The sequence below is a fragment of the Mycobacterium colombiense genome (assembly GCF_001953985.1).
Classification (GTDB): domain Bacteria; phylum Actinomycetota; class Actinomycetes; order Mycobacteriales; family Mycobacteriaceae; genus Mycobacterium; species Mycobacterium colombiense_B.
Map to the genome: position 1 here is coordinate 149,049 of NZ_MBEI01000079.1, position 15,384 is coordinate 164,432.

A 15,384-nucleotide genomic window follows, 5' to 3' on the forward strand; every position below is an offset into this window, starting at 1 on the left:
GCAAAAGTGCCGCCGCGACTCTTGACGTGATGTGTCCGGTGACCGGTGTGCGGGTCAGGCCGATCCGGCGGTCGCAGGTCCAGCGGTTGACAGCGCCGGGTCGAGCTGGTCTTATTTATTGCTAATATGCCAAATATGGTCAGTTCTGCCAGGTTTTAATCGAAGGAAGCTATGACCACTGATGTGACGGTGGCGCCCGCCGCCGGACAGTACGAGTTGAGTCATCTGCGCTCGCTGGAGGCAGAGGCGATCCACATCATTCGTGAGGTGGCCGCGGAGTTCGAGCGGCCGGTGCTGTTGTTCTCCGGCGGCAAGGACTCCATCGTCATGCTGCACCTGGCGCTGCGCGCCTTCCGTCCCGGGCGGCTGCCGTTCCCGGTGATGCACGTCGACACCGGGCACAACTTCGACGAGGTGATCGCGACCCGCGACGAGTTGGTGGCCGAGCACGGGGTGCGCCTGGTCGTCGCCTCGGTCCAGGAGGACATCGACGCCGGCCGGGTCGTCGAGCCGCGCCAGGGGCGCAACCCGATCCAGACCGTCACGCTGCTGCGTGCCATCCGGGAGAACAAGTTCGACGCCGCGTTCGGGGGGGCGCGCCGCGACGAAGAGAAGGCACGCGCCAAGGAACGGGTGTTCAGCTTCCGCGACGAGTTCGGCCAGTGGGATCCGAAGGCGCAGCGGCCCGAGCTGTGGAACCTCTACAACGGCCGGCATCACAAGGGCGAGCACATCCGGGTGTTCCCGTTGTCCAACTGGACCGAGTTCGACATCTGGTCCTACATCGGCGCCGAGAACATCGCACTGCCGTCGATCTATTACGCCCACCAGCGCAAGGTGTTTCGCCGCGACGGCATGCTGCTGGCGGTCGACAAGAACATGCACCCGCGCGATGACGAACCCGTGTTCGAGGCGACCGTGCGGTTCCGCACTGTCGGGGACGTGACGTGCACCGGCTGCGTGGAATCGCAGGCCGCCACCGTGGACGAGGTCATCGCCGAGACCGCGGTGTCGCGGCTGACCGAACGCGGTGCGACCCGAGCTGACGACCGGATTTCCGAGGCCGGCATGGAAGACCGCAAACGGCAGGGATACTTCTGATGACAACGCTATTGCGCTTGGCCACCGCGGGTTCCGTCGACGACGGCAAGTCCACCCTGATCGGTCGGCTGCTCTATGACTCCAAGGCCGTGATGGAAGACCAGTGGGCGGCGGTGGAGCAGACGTCCAAGGACCGCGGTCACGATTACACCGACCTGGCGCTGGTGACCGACGGCCTGCGGGCCGAGCGCGAGCAGGGCATCACGATCGACGTCGCCTACCGCTACTTCGCCACTCCCAAGCGGAAATTCATCATCGCCGACACCCCCGGTCACATCCAGTACACCCGCAACATGGTCACCGGCGCGTCGACCGCCCAACTGGTGATCGTGCTGGTCGACGCGCGCCACGGCCTGCTCGAACAGTCCCGCCGGCACGCCTTCCTGGCGTCCCTGCTGGGCATCCAGCACATCGTGCTGGCGGTCAACAAGATGGACCTGATCGGTTGGGACAGAGAGAAATTCGAGGCGATCCGGGACGAATTTCACGCCTTCGCCGCGCGCCTGGACGTGCACGACGTGGCCACCATCCCGCTTTCGGCCCTGCACGGTGACAACGTGGTGACCAGGTCGGACCAGACACCGTGGTACGAGGGCCCGGCGTTGCTGTCGCACCTCGAGGAGGTGTACATCGCGGGTGACCGCAACATGGTCGACGTGCGGTTCCCGGTGCAGTACGTCATCCGCCCGCACACCCGCGAACACCAGGACCACCGCAGCTACGCCGGTACCGTCGCCAGCGGGGTCATGCGTCCCGGGGATGAAGTGGTGGTGCTGCCCGTCGGCAAGCAAACCCGGATCACCGCGATCGATGGGCCGAATGGTCCGGTGCAAGAAGCCTTCTCGCCGATGGCCGTATCGCTGACCCTGGCCGACGAGATCGACATCTCGCGCGGCGATTTGATCGCCCGCACCCACAATCGGCCCCGGGTCGCGCAGGAGTTCGACGCGACGGTCTGCTGGATGGCCGACGATGCGGCCCTCGAACCCGGCCGCGACTACGTCATCAAGCACACCACCCGCACCACGCATGCCAAGGTGACCGCGCTCGACTACCGGCTCGACGTCAACACGCTGCATCGCGACAAGACGGCAACGGCGTTGAAGCTCAACGAACTCGGCCGCATCTCGCTGCGCACCCAGGTGCCGCTGCTGCTCGACGAGTACACGCGCAACGCCAGCACCGGTTCGTTCATCCTGATCGACCCGCACACCAACGGAACGGTGGCGGCCGGCATGGTGCTGCGCGACGCCTCGGCGCAGGCCGCCAGCCCGAACACGGTGCGGCACAAGTCATCCGCCATCGCCGAGGCACGGCCGCGGGGCAAGACGGTGTGGTTCACCGGTTTGTCCGGCTCCGGCAAGTCATCGGTGGCCATGCTGGTCGAGCAGAAGCTGCTCCAAAAGGGAACTCCGGCATACGTTCTCGACGGCGACAATCTGCGGCACGGCCTGAACGCCGACCTCGGCTTTTCCATGGCCGACAGAGCCGAAAACCTGCGCCGGCTGGCGCATGTGGCGGCGCTGCTCGCCGACTGCGGAAACGTCGTGCTGGTGCCGGCGATCAGCCCGCTGGCCGAGCAACGCGAACTCGCCCGCAACGTGCACGGCGAGGCCGGCTTCGATTTCATCGAGGTGTTCTGCGACACCCCGATCGAGGAATGCGAAAAGCGTGATCCCAAGGGTTTGTACGCCAAGGCGCGTGCGGGTGAGATCAGCCAGTTCACCGGCATCGACAGCCCGTATCAGGCGCCGGTGAACCCCGATCTGCGGCTCACCCCGGACGGTACCGTCGAGGAGCAGGCGCAGCGGATCATCGACCTGCTCGAATCACGCGGGTAGCCGCACGATCAGCCAGGCTGCACCGAAATTGTGTCATCGGGTGGCACAATCCTGTGAGTGCGCATGTCGGCGAAGGCGGAGTATGCCGTGCGGGCGATGATTCAGCTCGCCACGGTGCCCGACGGAACGCTGGTGAAGACCGATGATTTGGCCCAGGCCCAGGGCATTCCCCCGCAATTTCTCGTCGACATCCTGACCAACCTGCGCACCGACCGGCTGGTGCGAAGCCACCGCGGTCGCGAGGGGGGCTACGAATTGGCCCGGTCCGGGAAAGACATCAGCATTGCCGACGTGTTGCGCTGTATCGACGGCCCGCTGGCCAGCGTCCGTGACATCGGGCTCGGCGACTTGCCGTACTCGGGGCCGACGGCCGCGCTCACCGACGTCTGGCGCGCGCTGCGGGCCAGCATGCGGTCGGTGCTCGAAGAGACGACGCTGGCCGACGTCGCCACCGGTGGCCTGCCCAAGCACGTCGCACAACTGGCCGATGACTACCGCAAGCAGGAAAACCAGCGGCACGGCACTGCGCGAACCGGCGACTAAGGGCCCCGCAGGCCGCTGCCCAGGCGGATGGCGTTGACGATTCGCGCGATCGGCGCCAAGAAATCCTGACCCTGGTCGGGTTAACTGCCCAGCCGCGCGGGAACCCGAATTATCTGACGCTCTGCCGGGCGGTGCGCGCCGTTTGTGCACTTGGCATATCAAGGACGGAGTGGATATATGGCCAAATCGAAAATGATCGAGCATTGGCTTGAGGGCTGTGCCTTACAGCGGATCATGTTCCGCGATGGTTTGGTGCTGAATTTCGACGATGACAATGAGCTTGTCATCTCGGTACCGATGCGCCTGACCCTGCCGGCCATTGCCAGCGCCCCCGCGGAAGTGGTCGCGATCGACCCGAATGGCCCGGCCGACCAGGAGCGCCCGCTCTTCGATTTCTCCGGGCAAAACTGCACAGGCTTTGATTGGTTTGACACCGGAGATCTTCACCTCGAGTTCTCCGACGGTCACAAGATCGACGTGCCTCCGGACGACGACGCCACCGCGTGGGAGCTGTATGGCAAGTACCACGGATATGCCGCCTGCCTACCGCACGGCAAGGTGCGGGTTGTGCGGCACGACGTGGACGAAACGAACGCCGACGAGTGAGCTCCCGGCGCACCTGATGGTCGCCGGTCGCGCTCAGCCGCCAGAGCCGTAGGGGCGCGTCAGGATCTCCATGGCGTGTCCCGAAGGATCGAGGAAGTACACGCCGCGCCCGCCGTCCCGTTGGTTGATTTCGCCGGGTCGCTGGGCGCCCGGGTCCGCCCAGTGCTGCAAATTGCGCGATGTGATCTTGCCGTAGATGGCGTCGAACTCGTCCTCGGACACCAAGAACGCGTAATGCTGGCGTGGGATGTCCGCGCCTTCGCCGGCATCCGAGTAGTCGAGACTCACCCCGTGCTCGAGTTCGACAACCATGAAGTGGCCGAAGGGCTTTGGGCTGGGCAGGCCGAACAGCTCGGCGAGGAACTCCGCGGATTCGCGTTTGTCGCGTGCCGCGACGATGGTGTGGTTGAAACTGATGGTCATAGTTCTTTCCAGTCAACCACTCCGATGCCCGTCGCGACAACGGCCGAGCGCGCTACTTCGGCGCGGTTAGCTCCAGGGCGATGTTGTCGGGATCGCGGAACTCCAGGATGTAGGACGGCCCGATGTCTTTGACCGGCTCGTGGGCCACGCCGAGTTCCTCGAGATGCGCTGCCGCCGAATCCAATTCATCTTTGCTGGCCAGCCGGAAGGCAATGTGGTCGAGCCCGACGCGGTCCTCGTCGAAGCGGTCGGCGGCGACCGGCCGCAGCCCGAGAAGTGTCCCGCCGAGGTCGTAGATGACGCCGCCGAACAGGAAGCTCAACTGGGTGCGGGTGGACTCGTCGGCATTCTCGGGAACTTCGATCAACACCGGCCAACCGAACACGCTCTCGTAGAACTGCCGCGACCGCTCGATATCGGTCACGGTCAGTCGGACATGTGCGATGGAACTACTCGTGAACGCCACTCGGCCCATGGTTCCACCGAAGGGCCGCATATTAAACATGCCAGAATCGCCGTCGTGCGGATTGCGATGACGATGCCGGTGATGGAGCCGGATCTGGATGCGACGGTGCTCGAGACGTGGGCGCGCGCCATCGACGAGGGCCCGTTCTCGTCGCTGTGCTGGGGCGAGCGGATCGCCTTCGACAACCCGGACAACCTGACGTTGCTGGGCGCGCTGGCCGCCTGGACCAACCGGGTGCGGCTGCTGACGACCGTCATCGTGCCGCAGCTGCACGATCCCGTCATGCTCGCCAAGGGGCTGGCGACCGGTGACCTGCTCAGTGGCGGGCGGTTGACCGTGGGAATCGGGGTGGGCGGCCGGCACGAGGACTACCACGCCGTGAGCGCCGACCCGGCGACGCAGACGATGCGCGGCATGGCCGAACGCGTTGCCGTGATGAAGCGCGTCTGGGCGGGGGAGAAGACCACCGACTCGGTGCTGCCCGTCGGGCCGGCGCCGGTCCAGCCCGGCGGTCCGCCGCTGTTCGTCGGCAGTATCGGGCCGAAAACCATCCGCAGCGCGGCCGCGTGGGCCGACGGGCTGGCCGGCACCACGCTGGACCTCGACGTCGCCAAGCAGAACGAGCTGTTCGACGTGACCCGGGAGGCCTGGGCCCAGGCCGGCAAGCCCAAACCCCACCTGATCACGTCGTTCTGGTTCGCCTTCGGATCCCCCGAGGAGTCTCGCGAGCAGATCCATCGTCATCTGCGGCGCTACATGAACTGGATACCGGCGGAGTACGTCGACGCGATGGCGCCAATGACGGGCTGGGCCGGCAGCGAAGACGAGCTGCTGGACGTGTTGCGCAAGTTCGAGGAGATCGGCACCGACGAGGTTCAGCTCATCCCGACGAGCTCGGATGTCGATCAAGTACGCCGCGCCGCGGACGTGGCGGCGCGCCTGTAACCTACAGCCCTCTGGGATCGCCGCAGGTAGATCCGGGTGAATTGCAGCGCCGGCGCGGTGGCGATTTCATTGGCGAATGACGCAGCAGGAGTTGCCCGCCCCGCTGGCCGAACTGACCGGGCTGATGACGGACTGCGCGAAGCACGGTGATTACGCCGGGGCCGCGCGGCAGGCAAACGAGCTGGTCACCCTCTGCCGCGCGACGCTGGGCGAGCGTCATGCCACGGTCCTGGAACTCAAGGTGTCGCTGGCCACCTTGCAGCTGCGGGCGGGTGAGGAGGCCGTCGCCTACGACGAGTTCGCGCGGCTGATACCGGACCTCGTCGAGGTGCTCGGTCGCGACCACCTCAGCACCCTGACCGCCCGCCACCTACTGGCGGGCCGGCAACAACCCTCGCTGTCATCGCTTGCCGAGTGGTCGCAGCTCTTCGCCGACGAACAGCGCATCCTGGGCGGCGAACACGAGAGCGTGCTGGTCGCCCGCGAGAAGATCGCCGAGAAGCGTTGGGAGATAGGCGATGTCGTGGGCGCAATGGCCGAAGGCGAACAGGTCCTCGCCGCGCGCCGCCGCGTGCTCGGCGACGACCACGCCGACACCCTGGGAACGAGATTGATGCTGGCGATCTGGCGGGGCCGGGCGGGTGATGTGCCGACGGCCGTCGCCGAACTCGAACCGTTGATCCGCGACCTGCGCGAAAAGCTGGGGGCCGACCACGTGCACCTGCTGATGGCCCGGCACATGTTCACGCTCTGGGCCCCGGACCGCGCCGGCGTCACCGACGAGGTCGCCGCGTGGGCGGCACTGGTCGACGAGGAAGCGCGGGTGCTCGGTGAAGAGCACCCGGTGACCGTCGCCGCCCGCCACGAGCTGGCCGAATGGTGCGCCCGGCATGTCGGCCGCGCGAACGGAACCGGCGGCCCGGGCTCGCTGGGCTGGTCGGCTTCCTGACCCGATGTGGCGCTGAGTTTTTAGGTGGCCGCCTTGTCGGCCGGGCGCTCGTCGCTGACCGCAGGCTCCTGCGGCGGCTGCCCCTTGCGCAGCGTCTCCAGCAGCTCGCGGTAGGGCCCCACCAGGTAGACGGTGTCGCCGCCGCGAAGCCACGCGTCCCGGCGAGGGTGCAGCTCGACGGGCGTATCCCGGCGGGTGATCGCGATGACCCGGGTCTGGGTGGACATCTCGAACATCCGCAACCCGTCGAGCTCGCTGCCGGGCGCCACGTGCATGGCCCCGACCATGAACGAGCGCGGCCCGACCGAGAATGTCCCCAGCACCTGCAGGCCCATCGCGGCGCCGATGAACCAGGGCGCGGCCAGGTCGACGGTCGAGCGGACGTTCTCGAAACCGAACCGCTTGGCCACCGCGTCGCCCAGGGTGCGGTCATAGATGCGCAGCACGATCGGCACGTCGGGCCGGTTGACCTCGGGCATCACCCGGGGACCGAGCATCTCGCGCAGCACGATTCCGGTCTCGATGTTGACCATGTCGTCCTGGGTCAGCACCGCGACGGCGCGGGCGCGGTCGACGCGGGCCGACTCCAGCGTCTGGCGCAGGGTCGCGTCCCCGAAGATCACCGGCACGTCGAGTTCGTCTGCGGTCGAAAGGAATCGGTTGTTCTCGTCGCGCTCGATCACCGCGACGTCGTATCCGGCGGCGGTCAGGTCGCCGACGACGCGACTGCCGAACGAGCCCAGCCCGACGACGATGATGTGGTTGCGCAGATGGCGAACGCGCCGGACGCCGGCCGATTGGACGAAACGGCGCGACAGCAGCAGGTCGGCCAGGAACGCGACGAGCAGCGCGGTGGTGGTCACTCCGGTGAACATCAGGGCGACGGCGAAAATGCGCAGCCACGCGGACTGGTGCAGGAAGGTGAATTCGCCGTAGCCCACCGTGGTGATGGTCTCCGCCGTGAAGTACATGGCGTCCAGCCAGGACAGTCGCGGCTTCGTATAGGAGAAATGCACGACGGCCGTCGAGGCGAGTAGCAGGCTGATCGCGAGCAGCATTGCAGGGAAAAGCATCGGGTTGACGTCGTCGCGCATCGCCCGGGCGGCGTCCGACACACGCCGCATCCACGATTGGCGAGAGCGTGTCTCGGCCGGCCGGGGCGTCTTGATGCCACGCGCGGCCAGCTCATCGGCGCTGCCGATCATGGCGGTCCAGTCGCCGGCGCGCACTTGATGATCCCTTCCCGGGCATGGGACCACCTCGTCGGGCGTGGCGGAGTTCTCGCCGTGGATCACGGCTACCGGGGCCAGGTCGCCGTAGATCTCCCGGAGCGTCGCGTCGCGGGGCGCCTCGGCCCCCGACACCAGGAATTTGATACCGGCCGCTTCGACCGGATGCGTGTGGCTCGACAGACAGGCCTCGACGACCGACGGCGCCGCGAGGTCGGCGACGTCCAGAATGGCGCCGGGGCCGTTGTCGGCGGCCACCGCTCCCCGCAGCACGTCGTTGCCCAGGCGGGCGACGACACGCACATGGGGATTCGTTTTCCTTGCCAGCAAGGCGATTTCGAGATTTTTGGCGTCGTCGTCACCGGCGCAGACGATGGCGCTCGCTCGGGCGAGATCGGCGGCGGCGAGCTCCTCGCTGTGCAGCTTGGTAATGGTGGCGCCCGCGCGGTTCAATTCCTCGGCGATCGTGGTCGCGAGCGCGTCGTCACCGCTGACGATGATGTGGCGGCGCGTGCTCATATATCCCCACCTCTGACGACATTGGCCTCAGCTGTTGCTATGACTATCGGGCACAGTGCCGACGGATGCCAGCGCGACATGTCGTGAGTTTTCAGGGAGATAAGCGACCGCATCGTCGCTTTGCTGAAACTGGGTGGGAGAACGCGGTGGAGGGCGAGCCGCTGGAGTGGTGGTCGGACCGGGTGAACACGCCACCACCCTCGTGCAGGGCCTCCTCGGGCGGATCCCGAGTTATGCCGTCAGCCAACAGAATTGGCGAGGCACCTACCGGCTTACAAGACCCGAACGTCGGCGGGCGACCAGAACGCGCGCATCGACGTGATCTTGGCGTCCCCGTCGAACGACATCGTCGAGATCGGCGAGATTCGGGTGCGGCTGTCACCCGCGTCGAGCGTCAGATGCCAGAAGAAGGCGGCTTCGCCGCCGCCGATCCGTATTTCGGCGAGTTCGGTGTCCTTCTTGGCGTCTTGGAAGCCCGCATAGAACGCGCGGATGGCGTCATGTCCGCGGCGGATGTCGGATCCGATCGGATCCTCGATCGTGGCGTCGTCGGCGTAGAGAGTCACGATGTCGTCGGCGGTGCCGGTTGCGACCAGCGCAAGGTAGCGATTGACGGTCTCGGTGATGGCTTCTGGGGACGGCATAGCTTCGGACGCTACTCCTTGGCTTCGCCACGGTATGGGGTGCGGTATTCAGGGCAATATTGGCGTCGTGACTTTCATCGAACGCCTGGCGACCCGTGAGATCTACCGGAACCCGTGGATAGTGCTGCGAGAGGATGACATCCGTCGCCCAGACGGCAGCAAGGGCATCTACAGCGTCGTCGACAAGCCGGCCTATGCGCTCGTGATGCCCTACGACGGACACCGCTTCCGCTTGGTTGAGCAGTTTCGTTATCCCCTCGGCGAGCGACGCTGGGAGTTTCCCCAAGGCACCGCTCCCGACCTGGTCGACGCCGAACCGGCGGAGCTGGCCGAGCGCGAGTTACGTGAGGAAACCGGATTGAGCGCAACGTCGTTCGAGGCACTTGGCCAGCTCGACGTCGCACCGGGAATGACCAGTCAGCGGGGCTGGGTGTTTTTGGCCACCGGTATCGCCGAGGGAGAAGCCGACCGCGAGCACGAGGAACAGGACATGCGCAGTGCGTGGTTTGCGCGTGCAGAGGTCGAGCGGATGATTCGCGGGGGAGTGATCGCCGACGCGCAGTCGATCGCCGCCTATGGGTTGTTCCTGCTGCGAGTGGATTGAGAACCCGTCGGCGACACCGCGATCGTGTCCGCGCCGAGATCCCGCCGCGTCATCGAACGGCCACCATTGACGCAATGCGGCCGAGGTATCGGGTAGTTGCGGTGCTCGCTGCCGTCGCTGCGTCGATCGCCGGCGCACCCGGCATAGGTGCGCATGCGCTGACACCCTCGTGGAACGGCAAATACTCGCTGGTGAGGTATGCGGTCAGCAAAACCGGCACCAGCGTCGCTGCCACGCAGGCCGAATCGACCTTCAGCGCGGATTACGTCTTCACCACCGCATGCACCTCGGGCAGATGCGTGGCCACTGCCACCAACGGCCCGAGGCCGAAGAACCCGACGCTGCCCCAGCCTTCGCACTACACCTGGGACGGCGCCAGGTGGGTTGAGCGCTTCGACTTCCAGTGGGATTGCTATATGGGCGAAGGCGTTTCGAAGCTATGGGCACCCGCGAGGTCGTGGGCCTTCTACACACCGCAGCCCGATGGTTCGCTACGTGGGACGTGGCACACCGACATCAACAGCGGTCCGTGCCAGGGGAGTGTCGAAATGCCGGTGGCGGCGTTCGCCGCCGGACCGGCATGACGGAGACGCCGTCACGACGACGCCTCAGGATTGGCTAGGGGCAGTAGTTCGATTCCGCCGCGCTCACGATGGCGGTGGCGTCCCCGTAGTTGAAGGAACTGTTCAACCCGGAATGAACATCGGTGGCCAGCTCGTCCGGAGTCTTGCCGGAGGCGCGATCGGAGCAGATGGCGTGCCCCAGCGAGATCAGCGTGCCTTCGCCGCCCGGCTGCCACACCACGCCGATCTTCTTCAATTGGCCCAGGTACCCGTCATCGTCGGCGGCGGCGACCCCGCTACCTACCGTTAATGCGGCAGCAACCACAGCCGGAATACATAACACGCGCAACCCGCAAACAGTCTTCACTCTCGGCTCCTTCTCTCAGGAATAGTGACAACGGCCTCAGTATGCGGCGTGCGGTGCGGGATTGCGCGACGAACAGCAAAACCTGGCAAACCAGCATTGAGCAACTATGTCCTGCGTCAGCAATCTAGGCCATGTTCCGTGGCAACCACACCAACGGGTGGAGCGGTGGCGTGATCGGATGCGTCGACCCGCCGGGGCCGCCCGTGGTGCGGGCGATGGACGGTGCCCAATCCTGTTGCTGGGTAATGACTTAGCGGATCAGTCCTGCGGCGTGGGGGTCATCGACGCGATGTAATAGGTTTCGTGCCCGCTCGGGTAGCCGCCTCCGCCGGTCGCGATATGAACATGGTCGTAATGGTCGGCGGTCTCTGAGCCCAGGTCCGCCATCCAGTTGCCGCCGCCGATGCCCGGGTAGATCTTCTGCCGCCAGATGACGTGGTTGATGCCCCATCGCTTCGCGTTCGCCAAGGCGTAGCCGGCGATCTGGTTGCCCAACTCGATGCCCTCGGGGGAGTGGTAGTTCGGGATCATCACGTCGATCGCCAGCCCGTTGGGATGCCACGGCAACGGATCCTCGCGGTACCCGTAGATGGTCTTGATCTGGGGGAAGAGCACGGTGATGACGCGGGCCGCCCAGATGGTCTTGACCTGCAACCGTTCCTCGGATCCCACACTGTGAGGCAATGCCAGCTGGAATTGCTGGCCCGCGGACGGGGCCGGCGGTGCCAGGGCCGTCAGCGATTCCACCTCAGCCGGACTGGCGGTGCGCGGCGCGCCGGCTGGCCGCGGCGCGGCGGCGGCGCTGGTGGTGGGAGTCGGCGCGGGCGTCTCGACGCAGCACCGTGTCTTGGTGCCCTGCGCGTGGATCATGGCCGCGGAGACGACGAGCGACGCCGCGATCGCCAGCCATCGCCCGCCGCCCTTGGCGAACACCTTCACGCGCACGACCAGCAGCTTAATGTCGTTTGTGACGTGTGGGGCGGGTTTTGCTTTGCTTGTCCGGCGCAGGCGGGCGGGCCAGAATGACACCATGCCCGGGCGGTCGTTCGACGATGCGAATGCCTTTCACCGGGTGATGCGCCGGTTCGCGTCCACGACCGTGGGTGTGGCGCTTCTTCGCCCGACGGCGCACCACCTCGACCGCCTTGTCGCCAAGGCCACCGGTGGTAGAAGCAGCTTTGCCGAGGTGGCGACCGGCATCCCCGTGGTGATGATCACCTCCACCGGCGCCAAATCCGGTGAGTCCCGCACCGTCACCGTGTACGGGATCCCGCACCCCGAGGGCCTGGCCCTCATCGCGTCCAACTTCGGCGGTGCCAAGCATCCGGCCTGGTACCACAATCTCAAGGCCAACCCGAAGGCGAAGGTCACGGTCGGCCGCGAGACGTGGAACGCCACCGCGCGGCTCGCGACCCCAGACGAGCGCGACGAGATCTGGGCCAAGGGACTCGAGCTGTATCCCGGCTGGCGGAAGTACGAAGTGCGGGCTAAAGATCGACACATCGAGGCGTTCGTACTGGCACGAATCTGAGTGAGCAGTCTCCAGGGCGTAGCTCGGATATGTTGTCTCAGTTGCGGTTTCAGGTCGAACAGGTCCATTGCACCCATGCCCGAGACAACGCGTGACACCGATCGGCTCTGCTCAGCTCTGCGGACGGCGCCCCTCCGCACGACATGGGCGCCCCTTTCGGATCGAGAAATGTGCAACTGAACACCATTGGGCGCTGGTCATCTCCTGCGTGACCAGCTGCCTGGGGCATCACTAAAGGGGACATCCGGCGGACTGCGGCTGGCACGCCGCCGAGCGCTGGGATCAGCAGTACGCTCAGGCCATGGCGGAAACGTCATACGCACCGTGTGGCGATCTCAGCCTGGCGTATCAGGTGTTCGGCGACGGGCCTGTCGAGCTGGTCGTCGTGGGGCCGTTCGTCAGTCACCTCGAGCTGGCCTGGACTCTTCCCCAGTTCAAAGCGTTCATGGAGCAGCTCGCCACGTTTTGTCGCGTCCTCGTCTTCGACAAGGCCGGGGTCGGGCTTTCGGACCCGGTGCCGAAAGTTCGCACGCTGGATGATCGGGTGGCCGAGATCGAGGCCGTCATGGATGCCGCCGGCTTCGGACGTGCAGTCGTCTCCGGTTTGAGTGACGGTGGGCCGGCGTCCATGATGTTCGCGGCAGCACGGCCCGAGCGAGTGCGGGCGCTGATCCTTTGCGCCACATATTCGTTTCACCCCTGCGGATGGGACGATATGGACCGCGACCCGGTCGAGCTGCGGGCGCGCTTTCTTGGCGAGTTGGGCGAGGACTACACGCCCTCCGTTGAACAGCTCGCCCGATGGCTGGAAGGCGGTCGTGCTGTGCGCTCCAGGTGGGGCAGCGGCGTGGCAGCCAGCATCAGCGCGCCGTCGGTCCGGTCGATACGCCAGCTCGCAATGTTGGAGCGTATGAGCGCGAGCCCGGGAATGGCGCGGGCGTCATTCGAAGCGGCCTTTCTGACCGACCTGCGACCGATCCTGCCAACGATCACCACACCAACCCTGGTCATCCATGCCCGCGAGGACCCCGCGGTTCCGGTACAGGGCGGCCGGTATCTCGCCGACCACATCCCCGGCGCGCGATACCTCGAGGTCGAGGGTGTGGACCACGCACCCTTTTTAACCGAGCCCGACAAGATCCTGACCGGCATCGAGGAGTTCCTCACCGGCGGCCATGCCGCGCCTGCACAGTCACATCGCGCCCTGCGAACCGTGTTGTTCACCGACATGGTCGCCTCGACCCAACACGCCGCGGCGGCGGGCGATGAGCGGTGGCGCGCGGTGCTATACCGCTTCGGTGAGATCACCGCCGAACTCACGCAGCGGTTCGGCGGCACGGTGGTCAAGAGCACCGGAGACGGCCACCTCACCACGTTCGACGGCCCGACGCAGGCCATCCGTTGCGCCGAGGCGTTGCGCGCCGACACCGAGATCCTGGGCATCCAGATTCGCGTCGGCATCCACACCGGCGAATGCGAACTGCTGGACAACGACATAGGGGGAATCGCGGTCCACATCGCGGCGCGGATCCTCGGGCACGCCGGGGCGGGCGACATTCTGGTGTCCCGGACCGTGCGTGACCTGGTCGTCGGGTCGGGCACTGGCTTCGAAGACCGCGGCAGCGTCGAGCTGCGTGGCGTGCCCGGCAGCTGGCAACTGCTGGCCGTCGATCGCCACGGCCCCCGGCCGGGGTCGCCTGAGGCGGAAGTGGCGTCAATCCCCACCCCTGGCCGCCGGACCGCGATGCGCCGCTCGGACCGCGCCGTGGAGCTGATCGCGATGCGCGCCCCGTGGGTGCTCCGCGGGATGGCGCACCTCGCCCCGGCCACCGGCCGCCGCTGAACGACCGGCTTCCGCGCGGTTCGAGGTATCGGAGGCAACAGGAAATCAAGTAATGCATTACGCATCCTCGCCTCACGGCTGCGTGCGAATATCGGCGTCACGGGCGTTTGAGCGCGGCGGGAAGGTGGCCCACGATGACCAAACTCGATTCGCGCCTCCGTGAGGCGCTGAAAGCTGCGCGTGATCTGAGCGGCGGCAGAGATGCGCCACAGCGTGCAGGCGACTCGACGCGAGGCCGGCAGCTTCCCCAGAGCACCCGCGTACGCGCGCTAGCCGCCGAGAAGCTTGTCCGCATGGGATTCGACGCCACGTCAATCGACCGCGAACTGGCCGCGGAACGGGCGGAGAACCACCGCCGCCTGGAAAAGCTCAAGGCGGAGGCGGTCGCCCAGTCCGGTGCGCGGGCCGAGTCCCTGGGCCGCACGGTCGATGCTCAGCGTCAAGCATGGGGCGGGGTGATCGGTGTCGGGCCGCCGACGACGCAGTACCTCACCCTCGACAGCCCGGTCGAAATCTGGGCGACGGACGGCGTGAGCCTCGAGTCGACCACCATCGAGCCGTACAAAAGCCGCGCGCAGATCCGCCTCGATGCGAGCGAGTCCCACGATTGGTGGCACGGCGCGTACCTCTTCACCACGAATTACGACTTCCTTCACTTCTATTTCCTCTGGGAAAACCAACAGAGTGAATCCGCCGTCGTGGATGTCAATGCAATTCTCATTCTCAACGGCTTCTGCTCGGCACACTCGCAAGGCGGTTGGTTTTTCGGCGGAAAGGGGGAGCTAACTCTCGATCCGACTCTCGACCTCTTGCAGACTTGGACGCAGCCGCTATCCTCGGCGCCGCCGCAGACCGGCGAAACGTGGAACGTCCTCGACCTCGTCGCCGATTCGACCGGCTTCGACACCGATGACAAAACGAACTACGAGGTGGTGTATCGAGGAACGGTCGTGGGCTACCAGCAGGAGATCGTGCCACCCGGCCAGTACCTGATCATCGACGTCGCGTTAAGGCTGGGCTCCTACGTCGACAACTCCGACGTCAGCGCGGACTTTGCAACGGGCGAGTTCTACGTGATGAGCCCATTAGTCGGCCTGAAAGCCGTTTACCCGGCGATCGGCGCGGTCTACGCACCAACTAATTAACGACATCCCGGCCGGGCAGAGTGTGGGCGCAGTTGTGACCTCGTCGTGATACCCGGCCCGGTGCT

At 66.1% G+C, this 15,384-nt stretch carries 17 protein-coding genes; 11 read left to right on the top strand and 6 right to left on the bottom strand.

Annotated features, from left to right (window positions below; all coding sequences use genetic code 11):
• Positions 1–171: 171 nt before the first annotated feature.
• The 4 genes from cysD to A5732_RS24720 all read left to right on the top strand — a co-directional run bounded on the left by cysD (position 172) and on the right by A5732_RS24720 (position 4,091).
• On the top strand, positions 172–1,101 hold the full coding sequence (gene cysD, locus A5732_RS24705; protein WP_076052404.1) for a sulfate adenylyltransferase subunit CysD: 930 nt from the start codon (positions 172–174) through the stop codon (positions 1,099–1,101).
• A complete protein-coding gene (gene cysC, locus A5732_RS24710) occupies positions 1,101–2,942 on the top strand; it encodes an adenylyl-sulfate kinase (protein WP_076103557.1) in 1,842 nt (613 codons plus the stop codon). The genes cysD and cysC overlap by 1 nt, the downstream gene beginning before the upstream one ends.
• Positions 2,943–2,999: 57 nt before the next feature.
• On the top strand, positions 3,000–3,485 hold the full coding sequence (locus A5732_RS24715; protein WP_064950599.1) for an Rrf2 family transcriptional regulator: 486 nt from the start codon (positions 3,000–3,002) through the stop codon (positions 3,483–3,485).
• A 177-nt stretch (positions 3,486–3,662) separates the two neighbouring features.
• Entirely contained in the window at positions 3,663–4,091 is a 429-nt protein-coding gene (locus A5732_RS24720) for a DUF6188 family protein (protein ID WP_065075113.1), read from the top strand.
• Between the two features lie 33 nt (positions 4,092–4,124).
• Here the strand turns inward: A5732_RS24720 and A5732_RS24725 are convergent, their stop codons facing one another.
• Positions 4,125–4,514 (bottom strand): VOC family protein, encoded by a 390-nt coding sequence (locus A5732_RS24725; protein ID WP_064950601.1) that lies wholly within the window; start codon positions 4,512–4,514, stop codon positions 4,125–4,127.
• Between the two features lie 52 nt (positions 4,515–4,566).
• On the bottom strand, positions 4,567–4,989 hold the full coding sequence (locus tag A5732_RS24730) for a VOC family protein (protein WP_076103643.1): 423 nt from the start codon (positions 4,987–4,989) through the stop codon (positions 4,567–4,569).
• Between the two features lie 57 nt (positions 4,990–5,046).
• Here A5732_RS24730 and A5732_RS24735 point away from each other — a divergent pair, with 57 nt between their 5' ends.
• Both A5732_RS24735 and A5732_RS24740 read left to right on the top strand, forming a co-directional pair.
• Complete coding sequence (locus tag A5732_RS24735) at positions 5,047–5,925, top strand: LLM class flavin-dependent oxidoreductase (protein WP_076103558.1); 879 nt, start codon at positions 5,047–5,049, stop codon at positions 5,923–5,925.
• Between the two features lie 76 nt (positions 5,926–6,001).
• Complete coding sequence (locus A5732_RS24740) at positions 6,002–6,874, top strand: tetratricopeptide repeat protein (protein ID WP_076103559.1); 873 nt, start codon at positions 6,002–6,004, stop codon at positions 6,872–6,874.
• Positions 6,875–6,894: 20 nt separating this feature from the next.
• Here A5732_RS24740 and A5732_RS24745 read toward each other — a convergent pair whose 3' ends face one another.
• On the bottom strand, positions 6,895–8,622 hold the full coding sequence (locus A5732_RS24745; RefSeq protein ID WP_076103560.1) for an NAD-binding protein: 1,728 nt from the start codon (positions 8,620–8,622) through the stop codon (positions 6,895–6,897).
• A gap of 272 nt (positions 8,623–8,894) precedes the next feature.
• Positions 8,895–9,266, bottom strand: a complete 372-nt coding sequence (locus A5732_RS24750) for a nuclear transport factor 2 family protein (protein ID WP_064950605.1) — start codon at positions 9,264–9,266, stop codon at positions 8,895–8,897.
• Between the two features lie 34 nt (positions 9,267–9,300).
• On the opposite strand from A5732_RS24750, the gene A5732_RS24755 reads away from it, so the two are divergent.
• Positions 9,301–9,870 carry an NUDIX domain-containing protein gene (locus tag A5732_RS24755; RefSeq protein WP_171975099.1) on the top strand — a complete coding sequence of 190 codons (570 nt, stop codon included), beginning with the start codon at positions 9,301–9,303 and terminating at the stop codon, positions 9,868–9,870.
• 74 nt (positions 9,871–9,944) lie between these two features.
• Positions 9,945–10,454 (top strand): hypothetical protein, encoded by a 510-nt coding sequence (locus A5732_RS24760; protein WP_171975094.1) that lies wholly within the window; start codon positions 9,945–9,947, stop codon positions 10,452–10,454.
• A 34-nt stretch (positions 10,455–10,488) separates the two neighbouring features.
• On the opposite strand, the gene A5732_RS24765 is transcribed toward A5732_RS24760, so the two are convergent.
• Both A5732_RS24765 and A5732_RS24770 read right to left on the bottom strand, forming a co-directional pair.
• On the bottom strand, positions 10,489–10,776 hold the full coding sequence (locus A5732_RS24765) for a DUF732 domain-containing protein (RefSeq protein ID WP_064950629.1): 288 nt from the start codon (positions 10,774–10,776) through the stop codon (positions 10,489–10,491).
• Between the two features lie 282 nt (positions 10,777–11,058).
• The gene (locus A5732_RS24770) at positions 11,059–11,733 is read right to left on the bottom strand and encodes a glycoside hydrolase (RefSeq protein ID WP_142248560.1); all 675 of its coding nucleotides are present in this window, start codon (positions 11,731–11,733) and stop codon (positions 11,059–11,061) included.
• A 97-nt stretch (positions 11,734–11,830) separates the two neighbouring features.
• Between A5732_RS24770 and A5732_RS24775 the strand changes: the two genes are divergently transcribed.
• From A5732_RS24775 to A5732_RS24785, 3 genes are all read left to right on the top strand, one after another.
• Entirely contained in the window at positions 11,831–12,331 is a 501-nt protein-coding gene (locus A5732_RS24775; RefSeq protein WP_076052395.1) for a nitroreductase family deazaflavin-dependent oxidoreductase, read from the top strand.
• Positions 12,332–12,632: 301 nt separating this feature from the next.
• A complete protein-coding gene (locus A5732_RS24780; RefSeq protein ID WP_076103563.1) occupies positions 12,633–14,174 on the top strand; it encodes an adenylate/guanylate cyclase domain-containing protein in 1,542 nt (513 codons plus the stop codon).
• Positions 14,175–14,308: 134 nt separating this feature from the next.
• On the top strand, positions 14,309–15,319 hold the full coding sequence (locus A5732_RS24785) for a hypothetical protein (protein ID WP_142256673.1): 1,011 nt from the start codon (positions 14,309–14,311) through the stop codon (positions 15,317–15,319).
• Positions 15,320–15,384 lie beyond the last annotated feature (65 nt).